The organism is Microcystis sp., from assembly GCF_048564745.1.
In the GTDB taxonomy this organism is placed as follows: domain Bacteria; phylum Cyanobacteriota; class Cyanobacteriia; order Cyanobacteriales; family Microcystaceae; genus Microcystis; species Microcystis ichthyoblabe_A.
This window is the reverse complement of sequence record NZ_JBLZRT010000037.1, coordinates 1-13,001: the sequence shown is the minus strand read 5'-3', so window position 1 is coordinate 13,001 and position 13,001 is coordinate 1. Positions and strand designations below refer to the sequence as shown.

The following is a 13,001-nucleotide window of genomic DNA, read 5'->3' as shown; positions in this document are numbered from 1 at the left end:
TTGCGACCAAGGAGATTAAAATCATGAAATTAGACCAATTTGAATATATTTCTAATCGAGGCGAACCTAATGAATGGCGAATTGATGGATGTCAGTTAGGCAATATTAATTTAATCGTTGGTAAAAATGCCAGTGGAAAATCAAGAATTGTCAAAAGTATATATAAGCTATCAGAACTATTATCTGGAAGTGAAAAATTTGATCCATCTTTTAGAAAGGATACATGGCATTTATTTTTTGATTGCACCACAAATTGTAAAACAGAATATTTTCTAGAATCAGAAAATGGAGAAGTTCTCCAAGAAAAGCTAATTATTGGTAGCAAGCAACTTTTAGAAAGAAATGAGTCGGCAGAATGTAGAATTTTTGCCCAAGAACTTAATCAGTATATGCGCTTTCAAACACCTAAAACAGAATTAGCAGTAGTTAAGCGTCGAGATACTATCCAACACCCTTTCTTGGAAGATATTTATAAATGGTCTAGCTCTCTAAGATTCTATGAATTTGGAACACAACTGGGAAAATATACCCTAGCTAAATTGCCGCCAACAACAGAATTATTAAAAGCTAAAACAGATACTAAAGATTCTGATTATGTTGTTGAAATATTTGTGCTGGGAAAACGAGAACATAGTGAATTCACTCAAAGAATTATTGACGATATGAATAGAATCGGTTATCAAATTACAAAGATAGAAACTAAAGTACCGAGTTTTTTCAAGTCTAATATTTCGCCTCTTGAAAATTCAGACGAGGATTCAGACAATTTACCAAAGTTTTTGTATGTGCAAGAAGATGGGTTAAAGTCTGTCACGGAACAATCGGAAATATCTCAAGGAATGTTCAGAGCTTTATCATTATTTATTCAGATTAATTACGCTATTTTGTCAGATCAGCCTAGTTGTATTATTATTGATGATATCGGGGAGGGTTTGGATTTTCAACGATCTTCAGCTATAATTAAACTTTTAATTGAGAAGGCGAAAACAGGCTTAGTGCAACTTATCATGACCACTAACGATGAGAATATCATGAATGGTGTTCCTCTTGAATATTGGTCTGTTATCGAACGACAACCCGGAGTCGCTAAATTACATAATTACTCTAATTCTCCCGAACAATTTGAACAGTTTAAACATATTGGACTGAATAACTTTGATTTTTTTGCTAGTGAATTTTACTTGCAGGAACCTAATTCAGAGGAAGTGATAGATTGATGTCAAAGAAAAAACTAGCGATTTTTGTGGAAGGACAGACCGAAAGAATATTGATAACCAGGTTACTTCAAGAAATTGCAGGATACAAAAAAGTTTCTGTGGAAGTTTATCAAGTGCGCGGGGATAAAGCTAATCGCAAAATTGAACCGCTAAAATCAAATTCTATCGAAGTTGCTCCTTTCTTTATTCTTTTGTACGATTGCGGATGTGATTTTCATGTACTTTCCGATATAAAAAAACAACATGATAGTTTAACTAATAATGGTTATGAAAAAATTTTAGGTTTACGAGATTTATATCCCGAAACTCTAGAAAATAGAACTAAGGTAGAAAATGGCATTAAAGGATTTTTAAAACCTTTACTTCAGAACAAGGGAATTCCCATTTCGATGATTTTAGTGATTATGGAAATCGAAGCTTGGTTTTTAGGTGAATACAGTTTTCTGACTAAAATAGATAGTTGTTTAACATCTAAGTTTATTCTAGACAATTTAGGTTTCGATCTAAATGCCCTAGATGTAGAACAAATACCACATCCTAGTCAAGTGCTGGACAGTATTTATCAATTAATACAACGAAGCTATGATAAAAGCGAAACGACTGTGGAAGAAATAGCTAGTCTCCTAAATTATGAGTTTATATATTTGCATCTAGTTGAAAAGATTAAACAACTCAAGCAGCTTATTGATGCAATTAACCTTTTTTTACAGTAAAAATACATCTACAGCGTTTCTCATCAAGATAAAGTGTAACCTACTTTGACATCGACCACCTACTCCCCAAAACGAAAACTTCGCACCTCACCATTAAGATAACTGCTGTAATACTGCTCACTTAATATTCTATTTTCCTACCGATAACTGATAACTGATAACTGATAGACGGTTGACAGCTTAGATGTGTAATTAATTTTGCTTAGGGACTGACAGCTATTTAAATATACTTTTGCCAGTTCATCCCTGGCTTGCTGGTTCAAGGGTTAGATATTTTCCGAGCAAAAGTGCTACAATGTAATCTTAAGGGTCAAAACAATCAAGGAGAAGAGCATGGTCAGCAAAATTGATCGCCAAGCATTTTTACAATCCTTAATCGTGCCACCGGGTAAAGAAATTTCTCTGCACAAAGACTACGATCCTGGGTTTAAGCCAGACTACATTACCAAAGAAGATGCCACACTGCTGCTGCAACAGGGGATCGAAAAAATGGCCGAGTTTCAAGATAAACTCTATGCCCAGGATACCTATGCCCTGTTAATTAATCTACAAGCCATGGATGCGGCGGGTAAAGATGGTACGATCAGACACGTTATGTCGGGTTTAAATCCCCAAGGCTGTCAGGTATTTAGCTTTAAAGTTCCCTCGGCCGAAGAACTAGATCACGATTATCTCTGGCGATATTATAAAGCTTTACCGGAGCGGGGTCGTATCGGTATTTTTAATCGTTCCTACTACGAAGAATTATTAGTCGTGCGCGTCCATCAAAATTTATTGGAACGGCAAAAACTCCCCCCGGAAGATAGAACCAAGAAAGTTTGGCAGCGACGTTTTGAGGAGATTAATAATTTTGAAAAATATCTGGTTAACAATGGGGTTATTGTCCTGAAATTCTTTCTCAATGTTTCTAAAGGGGAACAGAAAAAACGCTTTTTAGAAAGAATTGATCGCCCCGAAAAAAACTGGAAGTTTTCCGAAAATGATGTCAAAGAAAGAGCTTTTTGGGGTGATTACATGAAAGCCTACGAGGAGGTATTCAATCATACCAGTACCGAATGGGCCCCTTGGTATATTATCCCGGCTGATCGCAAATGGTTTACCCGTTTAGCTGTGGGGGCGGTTATTTATCACACCCTCGAATCCCTCGGTTTACGATATCCCACCGTCACCGAAGAACATCGCCAAGCTTTACTGAAAGCCAAAGAAATCCTGGAAAATGAGCAGGATTAAAAATAGAAGAAAATCCCCAAAAAGCGATAATTGCCAGAAAATCGATCTCTTGAAGAAATATTTTTGTTCATGTCGTCTTTTCTGTTAGGCTTAATTTTTGTCAATTATTGATCAGTAATTCCCAGATTTCTCCCCTATTATTGCCCTGGGAATTAATATTTCGTCGGGCTTTTACCCTTTGAATATTATAATCTTTATATAAATCATCAAAAAAATTGTTGTCAGAGTCAAAGTTTTTAACGTCGGAATTACTTAAAATAAATTTATAACCGGCGTGATCCACTTGATCGATAAATTGTTTTAATCTTATTTGCTCCTCATCGTTAAAATCTTCTTTAGTATAAGAGGTAAAAGCTGATGTTTTTTTAATCGGTTTATAGGGAGGATCAAAATAAAATAAAGTCTTGTTATTGGCATAATTTAGAGTTTGGACAAAATCTCCTTGTAGGATCGTCACTTTCTGTAAATGATGATTGACAGCTAATAAGTTTTCTTCATTGCAGATCAATGGTTTGACATATTTTCCAAAAGGGACATTAAAAAGTCCTTTGCTATTGACTCTATAAAGTCCATTAAAACAAGTTTTATTGAGAAATAATAACAAAACTGTTTTTTCTATATCTTCATCACAGCCACGAGAATTAAATTCTATTCTTTTATCTAAAAAAAACTTTTGTTGTTCCTCTAGATTTTTAAGTTCATAAAAATCCTGCTGGATTTTTTTAAGTTTGACTATTAATTCTTTGACATTATTTTTAATAACATTATAAGCCATGATTAAATCAGGATTAATGTCATTAATAATAACTTTTTGGACAGGAGAAAAATTATTTAAGACTGAGAATAAAACTGCCCCACCTCCGACAAAAGGTTCAATGTAGTTAAACTGACAATCTTGAGAAATCTGGGAATTAATCAAAGATAGAATATTAGGAACCAGTTGAGTTTTGCCTCCCGCCCACTTTAAAAAAGGTTTGGCGCTAACTGTTTTCCTTTCAGACAAAGAAGTGGTCATTATTCCTAGCAGATTATCCTAATTTATTCAATTTACAGCGCAATTCATGAAAACCTGAAAGGCGGATTTGGTATCAGAAAGGTAAACGGGGCATTTTTTTCAATACTGATTCAATTTGGTTGATTAAATCCAGCAGACGATTGCCATCCACATGAACCTCGCTGGTGGGATAATTGTCGAGGACTTCGATGATTTGAATCTCGTTATCGTTGAGGGCAGAAGTGACTAAGGAACCGCGTAAAGCTTGCCGACTAGCAGCCCGATTGGGGGTGTGGACAATTTCGGCGGCATAGTCTAGCAAACTTTCGCCAAAAAAACTATTAAGAAATTTGGAAAGAAAGATGGCATCCACCGCTACGCGACGATTAAGGATTTTGCGGAATTCTTCGGGTTTTTGGTTAGCCATCTTTAATTGTGACGCTAAAGCGGGAGCTAATTCGCCTGTTTCGCTCAATTGCTTTAATTCTGATACCGATACAGACCCTTGGAAGATGTGGTATTTGATGATAGCTGATTCGGCGGCTGACAAAGACTGACAAACACCGAGAAAGATAGATATTCCTAGGGGAAGTAAAAGATTTTTGAACATAAACCAAAGGTACAAAACAAGCGAAAAGCGATCGGGATGATTGACTCATTCTAGCGGAATTGGTTGCCGCTTAGGAAAAACTGAAGACGGTGTTGGTTATCTAGAGATGAATTTTCTAGTCACCCAACTAGAAGCAAAAAGCTGATAGCTTAATGCTAATCATTAATTTACATTCGCGAGAGAGCAGCGATTTTCGCTAGTTTATCTTTTTCCAAACCGTTGAGATCCTCTAGCTTCAACCATCCTTCCTTTAATAGTTGAGCAAAGACAAAAATTAGGGAAGTATAGCGATAGTCATATTTACCATCAATCTGATGTCGTCGGGCGCTTAGATAATCGTGCATTTGCCAGATATCATCTAAAACCGTGATCTGACCAGACTGTTCTTTAATATGTTCTATTAAAGTGCTAGTTTCTCGCTGATAGGCTTTTTGGAAAGCAGTTTGAGCAATTTCTTGTTCGGTATCTGACCAAATTATTTCACTCATAGGCATGATTTTAGTTTTGGGGGTGATAATTTTGAATTTTTGAACTACCTCGACTTTTTTCGCCCACATCTGTAAGAATAATTGTTTAGTTATTCTTACCTAGATCGGAGAAGAAACCGGTGTATTTACCAATTTTTTTAAGTCAGCCTTTTAATTGTATAAAAAAAAGAGTTCACTTGACAAGGAACTCTAATAAGTTTCATCAGAATTTTTAATGATTTCTCTCAGTAGCTATTTAGCCACGGGCAAAGTTTAATAATTCTTTCGGAGAAGCTAATAAATCGATCGCTACGAAGAAAATTTTATTATCAGGAGTTAGGAGGAAGCGCCATGCCATATTCATACCCACACCTGCACCAAACCAAGGAGTTTGTACTTTTCCCGTCACTTTAATCTGAGTAAAACCGTCATCGGCGGGTTCTACTACACCGCGTTCGGGGATTAATTTCAAATTTTGGCATTCTTCCCGGAAAAAGCGATATACTGCCTCTTTACCGACGACGGGACGTTGGAAAGGTGGTTGCAGAGCGCCGTCAGGGGTGAATAATTCAATTAATACATCAAAGTCATTCGCGTTGAGGTTGTCCATATAGTTGAGGACGGTGGCATTGGTAACGCCTTCAATGCTAACTTTAGTCCGTTCGGCAATATTTTGGGGAGGAACCACGGGTTCGGAAATACGGTTATAATCGCCCAGTTTCTTGGGATCGTAGCCCATATCCACCACACAATTCCGCAGAACGGTGATTTGTTGTCCCGACTCTAATTTTTTAATCCCGTCTAAAACGGCGCTGGCATTAGCAGATAGTTCATAACCCTTGGGAATTGGGGCAACACTGCCATCTTCCATCCATTGTCCTAATTGATACCAGAATCCCAGCTTGATATTAGCAGACCAAGTGCCGTAGGTACGACAAATCGGGGTGTCAGCATGGTTGGCTAAGTCGCACATCACCTGCGATTGTTGCAAGGGTGACATCTGCCGAATTTCATTCATGGTTTTTTCGGCAAACACCATACTAGCAGCGCCGGGGGCGGCAACGGTGATGGTTTTGCCCATTTCTAGGTAGGCAAACCAAATCAAGGCTAGTTGATCTTCGGTATTCAGCTGATTGAAACGCGCAATCGTGGCAGGAACCACATCCGCTGATAGCGTGTTGGGGAAAATGCTCCGCGCTGATTCGATCGTAAACGGCATAGATTCACCTTGAAGTAAAGTTTTGTATCAATTTACCCCCATTCTATCATATTTGCGCCCCAAGGCAGCACCACTAGAGAAACTTTCCCAAAAAAAGCTGTACTTTAGATCACACTTACCCGGGATTATCACAAAATCTTAATGGTTGAACAACTGTTCCATCACTTATTTAGGGTTGGCGGCAAAAAGTTTTTCGTGGGGCAGGGTGTGGGGTGTGGGGTGTGGGGTGTAGGGTTTTTTAGGGGGTCAATACCTAATTTTCAGGGAAAAAGTGCCTAAATTTCCCCCCCGATCACTGCAAGGGCTGGCACTTTTTGATTGACAAAAAGTCTAAAAGTCTTACCCAACAAGGTTTTTAGATTTATTCAGCAAACCTTATCTAGGTTTTGCGGCAGCAGCGAGCGATCGCTGTTTGGCGATGCTAGATAACCGAAAGTATCTCTAAAGGATGATTTTTGCTGCTCTAACTCGTTTTCAACCCGGGACTACTCTTGATGCTCCCTAGTTTTTTCTAGTATTTCTCACCCCGTAGCAGGCCGTAAATTTGATCCGTATAGTCATAAAACTGAGCTTGTCGTTTAATTTTATAATTACGATCTAGGGGTAAATTAATTGTTAATTCCCGTTGTATAGTCCCCGGCCTAGCACTCAAAACATAAATACGTTGAGCCAAAAAAACCGCTTCATCCACATCATGGGTAATCATTAAAATACTACACCTGATTTTTTGCCAAATTTCAATTAAATATTCGTGCATTCTTTCTTTGGTTTGTACATCTAAAGCTGCAAAGGGTTCGTCCATTAATAAAACTTTGGGATGACAAGCAAGAGAACGGGCGATCGCAACCCGTTGTTTCATCCCACCCGATAGTTCTCTGGGGTAAGCATTAGCAAATTGGATTAAACCGACAATATCCAGATAATAACAGGCCACTTCCCAGCATTCTTTTGTCGATAATCCCTGTAGTTTTAAGCCAAATTCAACATTTTTTTGGATCGTCATCCAGGGATAGAGTGTATAATTTTGAAAAACCATGCCGCGATCGGCTCCTGGCCCTGTCACTTCAACACCATCAACGGTAATTTTGCCAGAAGTGGGCAGTTCTAAACCCGCAATCATTCGCAACAAAGTCGATTTTCCCGAACCAGAGGCCCCGACTGCACAGACAAATTCAGCACTGTCAACGTGTAAATTAATATCTTTCAGAGCGACCACAGCACCTCGTTTAGTGGTGAAAATTTTATTGAGTTGAGTAATTTCTAAGTGCATTAAGGTTCTTCTCTTATCATTAAAATAACTTTACTGGTGACATAATAAACTCTGTGCTTGAGTTTTTAGGTTAACGAGTAATTGACCATTTACAAGTCCACTGCAAAAACAAACGAAAACTTAAATCTAGAGCAAAGCCAATAATTCCCAGAACAATTAAACAGGCAAAAATTTCATCGGTTCTCAGAAATTTCTGAGCCAATAAAATGCGTTTGCCTAATCCATTATCCGCCGCCACCAATTCCGCTACCACTACCAAATTCCACGCCGCCGCCATATTAACACGAAAAGTATCAATAATATTAGGAATAATATAGGGAGTAATCACTTTAAATAAAACCTGTTTTCGATTTCCGCCAAGGGTATAAGTTACTTCGATTAATTCCCGGGGAATAAACTTAACTGCATCCATAATCATCAGAGTATTAAAGAAAATTGTCCCGATAAAAATCAGCATTATCTTTGACGTTTCTCCAATACCAAAATAAATAACCAATAGGGGAATAAAAGCAGGAGCGGGCATATAACGGACAACGCCAATAATCGGTTCCATTAAACTACGAATACTCGGAAAAGTTCCCATTAAAATCCCCAGGGGAATAGCAAACAATCCTCCCAAAAAAAAGCCCCCAACTACTCGTAAAAAACTGGTAATAGTATCTTGAATTAAAAAGCCCTGTTCTGCTAATTTTCCTAAGGCCTGGATAACGGCTAAAGGAGAGGGCAAAAATACGGATTCAATGCCTGCAAAACTAGAGATTAGTAACCATAAAATAAGCGGGAAAATAATAGAAGAAACCATTAAAGTCCATTTTAGGGATTCGGGAATATCCTCGGTAATCCGCCAAAAAGTGCTTTGAGGAAGCGTTTTAGGTGTTGTGGTCATGGGATTTACCAAAGAAAAGAATAATTTTGATAGCCAATATCACCCAGTTATCAAAAACTTCTTGAAGTCAACTTATCTCCCTAATCAATCTTGTAGATAATGATCGAGGGGCTAATTAGGCTTTTTTGTCTTGATTTGCCAACGCCTTGACAAATTGGGGATCTAAAATGGTTGTTAGATCGGGGACTTTTTTAATAAAGCCAACTTCCCTCATAAAATCAGCCATTTTTTGAGCGGCAAAGGGCATATTTTTCATGGTTTTCCCCGGACTAAAGGCTTCTAAGTTTTCTTCTAAGGTGAAAAACTTCGTTCCCTCTTTATATAAGGCCAATTCTTCTGTGCTAATGCCCGCACGCTTGGCCATAATCTCATCGGCTTTTTGGGGATTTTTAGTCATAAACTCTCGAACCTCAAACCAGGTTTTGACAAGAGCCTGAACCTGTTCTGGTTTTTCTTTTATTAATTTGGCACTGACAACTAACAAATCAGGAATAGCACCTGAAAAAGCTTTAGAACTAATTAATTCTTTAGAACCTTTTCGTTTAAGGGCTGTTGACCAAAAAGGTGGAAAAGCACCAACTGCATCTACTTTTCCCGATGCAAAAGCGGCAGCAGCAGCCCCTGTTTCCATGGGGACAATTTGCACATCTTTACGGCTCATTCCTTCTTTTTCTAGGGCTAAACTGAGGAGAAAGTCATCCACAACGCCTTCTTCAACAGCAACTTTTTTGCCTTTTAAATCTTGAATCGTTTTAATCTCTTCTGTGACAATAATTTTATCATTTCCTGACGAATTATCATTGACTAAAACAGCAACTTGACCATTCACTGCATCTCCTGCAAAAGCGATTGTATCGTTGAGAGTTTGACTATTTCCATCTAATTGTCCGGCGGCTAAAGCTTGCAAGGATTCAAGATAACCATCAAACCATTTCATTTGAACATTAGCGCCATTTTTAGCAAATAATCCCTCCTCTTCAGCGATCGCCCAAGGCCACCAACCGGCCCAGTTACTATAACCGATGACAATGGGGGCAGTATTACTCAGAGAACTACTTGCATTGGGGGTTTGCTGAGGAGCTTGATTGCAACTAACGGTCAGGAGTAAGCTACTAAAAAAAACGAGAAGTAAGGAGAAAAAATTGCGCCGTTTCATAGGTAATAGCCTTTAGAGATGACAGCTAGTAAAACAGAAATAAACCTCAAAAACTGTTACTGATTAACAATTCAAAAAACTCGGTCTATTGACTTGGCTTTTTAGCCAATTTAACCACTCTTCTAAACCTTCTCCTGTTTGAGCAGAAAGAGCGATAATCTTTACATCGGGATTCATAGAACGAACATTTGCTTCTAAACGTTGTAAATCAATCTCTAAATAAGGAGCCAGATCTAATTTGGTAATAATCAGACAATCCGCTTCTTGAAACATAATTGGATATTTAAGGGGTTTATCTTCTCCTTCAGTAATACTTAATAGAGCAACTTTAGCGTGTTCCCCTACCTCAAATTCGGCGGGACAAACTAAATTTCCCACATTTTCCACCAACAATAAATCAAACTCTTTGGGGTTATAATCTTCTTTGAAACGATGAATTCCCCCAGCTACCATTTTGGAATCTAAGTGACAGGAGCGACCTGTATTAATGGCAATTACCGGAACTCCATATTGTCTCAGGCGCTCTGCATCTAGTTCTGTAGTCATATCGCCTTCAATAACAGCCATTTTTAATTGATCTTTTAAGGCTGCGAGGGTTTTTTCCAATAACACAGTTTTACCGGCACCAGGACTACTCATCAAGTTTAAACAGGTAATGCCCCACTCGTCAAAATGTTCCCGGTTGTGATCGGCTCCTGCTTGATTGGCATGAAGTAGATTAATTTCTAGGGCTGCGTCAAAAGTTTGGTGCATTTTAGTTGAGAATGAATAATTGATCATCGAACTTTTATAATTGATCGCTCAACATTGTTTAAGAATCTAAAGAATATTCAATGTGGTCAATTTTTAACTCTCGACCTGAACGAATATCCTCCATCGGCGATCGACAAGTTGGGCAGGAATATTGCTGGCCAATTTGGGGTTTATAATCCTTTTGGCAGCAATGACAATAAGCAATTAGGGGAATATTTTTAATTGCTAATTCCACACCAGCAAGAAAAGTATTAGCAGTTTGAACTTCAAAGGCAAATTGTAAACTGACCGGTTCGACACAGGTAAATTCACCAACCATGAGATGAATTTTTTCAATTTTGAGCTTTTCAGGTTGGCTATCATACCAATCTCGAACTGTCATAATTAACGCCTTGGTCATATCAGTTTCGTGCATAATATGCTGAAGTGGCTACTCCTTTTCTACTCTCTCTAGCTGCATTTTTTGGGCAATTTCGGTCGTTAACTCTCCTTTGTTGTTAGCGTTTAAAGAACAAATTAAAATAGTTAATCTGTCTAAATTTTCATTAGTCATCCAATCCATTAAAAATCCAAGATAATTCTGAACACTTTTTTCTGCTTGTTTGCGACTTTTCCAGACACGCGCCATTGACAAGTCATTAGTAATACCAGCAAAAGGTTCATCTGATTCATCTTGATCAAGATAGGGCAAAGCATTTTCAGCAGCAGCATAAATTTTAGGATCAGATACTAGAGTTAAAACGTAACCTAACCTTTTGTTAATAGGAATTCCAAATCCTTTGGCCATCGGTGTTTCTTCGCGAATGTGTTACCTCTCTAATTATTGCTGCTTTTGTCCTTAAATCCAAGGTTCATCAACCTCCATATTGGCATCAGAATGAATATAATAGGGCTTTTCTTTACGGGGTAATTGACCTGAAATAACCAGATGGGCCATGGCATCACAAATAACACGGGTAGCCATCAAAGAGGTCATATCACTAATATCGTAGGGAGGGGAAACTTCCACCACTTCCATACCACAAATGGGAGCTTTTTGGATAATTTTACCCAATAAAGCTAAGGCTTCACGGGGTAATAAACCGCCAGGTTCCGGCCAACCTGTACCGGGGACAAAACCGGCATCAATGCAATCAATATCGAAACTAATCCAAACGCAATCCGTGCCATCTAAAGCTCGTTCTAAGGCAAATTCGGCGGCGGCATCAATGCCTCGTTCCACAATGTCGGTGACGGTCAAAATATTAGTGGCCCGCTCGCGGCAAACTTTAACACCTTGACGGGGAACTTGCCAACCACCAATCCCTAATTGGACGAGATTTTTAGCAGGAGCATTTTTCATATTGGTGGCATGAAACCAGGGGCAAGTGTGCATCCGTTCATCTAAATCCGTTTCCTGGGTATCCACATGGCGATCAAAGTGAATAATACCGACTTTTTTATCCCCTAAATGCCGACAAATACCCCGCACTGTCGGAAAACCAATGGAATGATCACCCCCTAAAATAATCGGCAAGGCACCGGAACTAAAGACATGGGCAACCCCCTTCGAGATTTGATCGAAGGACTTTTCATTATTAGCAGGAATGGTGAAAATATCTCCCAGATCACAGAGAGTAATTTGTTCGCGCAGATCTACTCCTAATTCAAAATTGTAGGGCGTATAAAGGGCCGAAATCCGCCGAATTCCTTGGGGACCAAAACGAGTTCCGGGTCGGTAAGTTGTCCCCGAATCATGGGGAACACCGACGATTGCCACGTCATAATTGCCCACATTCCGCACATCTTCCAAATAGGGGGCCTTCATAAAGGTGTTAATTCCCGCATAGTGGGGTAACTCACCCCTGGAAAAGGTGGGAATACTGCGATCGCGAATACTATCGGCCGCCTCTAAACCGTAGGTTAACCCCTGGGAAACTTCCTGTTGCCAACCGGTTAGGGGCAAATGGCGTTCTTTTTCTAGGGCCTGTTCAGCTTCGGTTAAATGCGGGGGTTGAAAAGTAGATTCCTCGGACATCATTTCACCTCAAAATACAATAACCCGGGAGTCTTCAAAGACACTGCCTCAAAACAGTTATCCTTAAAGTCTCCCGGGCTTTTATCCCGCCGTGTAGCCAGCTTAGACGGAAAAAATTTTTGATTCGATCATTTAAGACTAGCTTGCTCCTCTCGGACCTGACACTTAAAGAAGTTTAAATCGGAACCCTAGAAGCAATTTCTTTGACCTTAGACGATCTCAATCCCAAAAACAGTATCACAGACTACATAAAAGGGATTTTTCCCGCTTAAATAGGGTTTGCTGAATAATTAGGTGGGTATTAAAAACTTTCAGATGCCCCCCTTATTAAGCTATCCATTAGTCACATCTTTCTTAACATAAAATTTGACAAAAAGAGAAAAGTGTGCAAGATGGCTCAAGGAGGTTCTATGGGGGAACTAATTTGATGAGATAGTTTCCAAGTCTGGCTGATATCATGTAACCTTCG

General features: G+C 38.9%; 14 protein-coding genes and 1 riboswitch. Of the genes, 3 read left to right on the top strand and 11 right to left on the bottom strand.

Annotated elements, in window-relative coordinates; translation table 11 throughout:
- Positions 1 to 23: 23 nt before the first annotated feature.
- From ACOCD9_RS06465 to ACOCD9_RS06455, 3 genes are all read left to right on the top strand, one after another.
- The gene (locus ACOCD9_RS06465; protein WP_419546802.1) at positions 24 to 1,217 is read left to right on the top strand and encodes an AAA family ATPase; all 1,194 of its coding nucleotides are present in this window, start codon (positions 24 to 26) and stop codon (positions 1,215 to 1,217) included.
- Complete coding sequence (locus tag ACOCD9_RS06460; RefSeq protein ID WP_004158799.1) at positions 1,217 to 1,930, top strand: TOPRIM nucleotidyl transferase/hydrolase domain-containing protein; 714 nt, start codon at positions 1,217 to 1,219, stop codon at positions 1,928 to 1,930. Before ACOCD9_RS06465 ends, ACOCD9_RS06460 begins: the two co-directional genes overlap by 1 nt.
- Positions 1,931 to 2,263: 333 nt before the next feature.
- Complete coding sequence (locus ACOCD9_RS06455) at positions 2,264 to 3,160, top strand: polyphosphate kinase 2 family protein (RefSeq protein ID WP_149107115.1); 897 nt, start codon at positions 2,264 to 2,266, stop codon at positions 3,158 to 3,160.
- A 100-nt stretch (positions 3,161 to 3,260) separates the two neighbouring features.
- Here the strand turns inward: ACOCD9_RS06455 and ACOCD9_RS06450 are convergent, their stop codons facing one another.
- The 11 genes from ACOCD9_RS06450 to ACOCD9_RS06400 form a co-directional block, all read right to left on the bottom strand.
- Entirely contained in the window at positions 3,261 to 4,175 is a 915-nt protein-coding gene (locus ACOCD9_RS06450) for a DNA adenine methylase (RefSeq protein ID WP_419546801.1), read from the bottom strand.
- 73 nt (positions 4,176 to 4,248) lie between these two features.
- On the bottom strand, positions 4,249 to 4,764 hold the full coding sequence (locus ACOCD9_RS06445; protein WP_419546800.1) for an alpha/beta hydrolase: 516 nt from the start codon (positions 4,762 to 4,764) through the stop codon (positions 4,249 to 4,251).
- A gap of 167 nt (positions 4,765 to 4,931) precedes the next feature.
- Complete coding sequence (locus ACOCD9_RS06440) at positions 4,932 to 5,321, bottom strand: hypothetical protein (protein WP_419546799.1); 390 nt, start codon at positions 5,319 to 5,321, stop codon at positions 4,932 to 4,934.
- Positions 5,322 to 5,487: 166 nt separating this feature from the next.
- Entirely contained in the window at positions 5,488 to 6,450 is a 963-nt protein-coding gene (locus ACOCD9_RS06435; protein ID WP_002777584.1) for an orange carotenoid-binding protein, read from the bottom strand.
- Between the two features lie 511 nt (positions 6,451 to 6,961).
- Complete coding sequence (locus ACOCD9_RS06430) at positions 6,962 to 7,720, bottom strand: ABC transporter ATP-binding protein (protein WP_419546798.1); 759 nt, start codon at positions 7,718 to 7,720, stop codon at positions 6,962 to 6,964.
- Positions 7,721 to 7,790: 70 nt separating this feature from the next.
- Entirely contained in the window at positions 7,791 to 8,606 is an 816-nt protein-coding gene (locus ACOCD9_RS06425) for an ABC transporter permease (RefSeq protein ID WP_419546797.1), read from the bottom strand.
- Positions 8,607 to 8,721: 115 nt separating this feature from the next.
- Positions 8,722 to 9,762: an ABC transporter substrate-binding protein gene (locus ACOCD9_RS06420; protein ID WP_419546796.1), complete on the bottom strand. Its 1,041-nt coding sequence runs from the start codon at positions 9,760 to 9,762 to the stop codon at positions 8,722 to 8,724.
- 63 nt (positions 9,763 to 9,825) lie between these two features.
- Positions 9,826 to 10,515: a hydrogenase nickel incorporation protein HypB gene (hypB, locus tag ACOCD9_RS06415; RefSeq protein ID WP_419546795.1), complete on the bottom strand. Its 690-nt coding sequence runs from the start codon at positions 10,513 to 10,515 to the stop codon at positions 9,826 to 9,828.
- A 58-nt stretch (positions 10,516 to 10,573) separates the two neighbouring features.
- Positions 10,574 to 10,930, bottom strand: a complete 357-nt coding sequence (hypA, locus tag ACOCD9_RS06410) for a hydrogenase maturation nickel metallochaperone HypA (protein ID WP_002731704.1) — start codon at positions 10,928 to 10,930, stop codon at positions 10,574 to 10,576.
- A gap of 15 nt (positions 10,931 to 10,945) precedes the next feature.
- Positions 10,946 to 11,302, bottom strand: coding sequence for a hypothetical protein (locus tag ACOCD9_RS06405; RefSeq protein ID WP_002791437.1), 357 nt, complete (start codon positions 11,300 to 11,302; stop codon positions 10,946 to 10,948).
- Positions 11,303 to 11,353: 51 nt separating this feature from the next.
- Positions 11,354 to 12,532: an agmatinase family protein gene (locus ACOCD9_RS06400; protein WP_002791436.1), complete on the bottom strand. Its 1,179-nt coding sequence runs from the start codon at positions 12,530 to 12,532 to the stop codon at positions 11,354 to 11,356.
- A 68-nt stretch (positions 12,533 to 12,600) separates the two neighbouring features.
- Positions 12,601 to 12,735, bottom strand: a riboswitch (guanidine-I (ykkC/yxkD leader).
- Positions 12,736 to 13,001: the final 266 nt, after the last annotated feature.

Excerpts from the sequence above, each read along its gene's own strand:
- ACOCD9_RS06420 (WP_419546796.1), bottom strand. The coding sequence starts at position 9,762 with ATGAAACGGCGCAATTTTTTCTCCTTACTTCTCGTTTTTTTTAGTAGC.
- ACOCD9_RS06400 (WP_002791436.1), bottom strand. The coding sequence starts at position 12,532 with ATGTCCGAGGAATCTACTTTTCAACCCCCGCATTTAACCGAAGCTGAA.
- ACOCD9_RS06435 (WP_002777584.1), bottom strand. The coding sequence starts at position 6,450 with ATGCCGTTTACGATCGAATCAGCGCGGAGCATTTTCCCCAACACGCTA.
- ACOCD9_RS06455 (WP_149107115.1), top strand. The coding sequence starts at position 2,264 with ATGGTCAGCAAAATTGATCGCCAAGCATTTTTACAATCCTTAATCGTG.
- hypA (WP_002731704.1), bottom strand. The coding sequence starts at position 10,930 with ATGCACGAAACTGATATGACCAAGGCGTTAATTATGACAGTTCGAGAT.
- ACOCD9_RS06425 (WP_419546797.1), bottom strand. The coding sequence starts at position 8,606 with ATGACCACAACACCTAAAACGCTTCCTCAAAGCACTTTTTGGCGGATT.
- ACOCD9_RS06405 (WP_002791437.1), bottom strand. The coding sequence starts at position 11,302 with ATGGCCAAAGGATTTGGAATTCCTATTAACAAAAGGTTAGGTTACGTT.
- hypB (WP_419546795.1), bottom strand. The coding sequence starts at position 10,515 with ATGCACCAAACTTTTGACGCAGCCCTAGAAATTAATCTACTTCATGCC.
- ACOCD9_RS06460 (WP_004158799.1), top strand. The coding sequence starts at position 1,217 with ATGTCAAAGAAAAAACTAGCGATTTTTGTGGAAGGACAGACCGAAAGA.
- ACOCD9_RS06450 (WP_419546801.1), bottom strand. The coding sequence starts at position 4,175 with ATGACCACTTCTTTGTCTGAAAGGAAAACAGTTAGCGCCAAACCTTTT.
- ACOCD9_RS06440 (WP_419546799.1), bottom strand. The coding sequence starts at position 5,321 with ATGTGGGCGAAAAAAGTCGAGGTAGTTCAAAAATTCAAAATTATCACC.
- ACOCD9_RS06445 (WP_419546800.1), bottom strand. The coding sequence starts at position 4,764 with ATGTTCAAAAATCTTTTACTTCCCCTAGGAATATCTATCTTTCTCGGT.
- ACOCD9_RS06430 (WP_419546798.1), bottom strand. The coding sequence starts at position 7,720 with ATGCACTTAGAAATTACTCAACTCAATAAAATTTTCACCACTAAACGA.
- ACOCD9_RS06465 (WP_419546802.1), top strand. The coding sequence starts at position 24 with ATGAAATTAGACCAATTTGAATATATTTCTAATCGAGGCGAACCTAAT.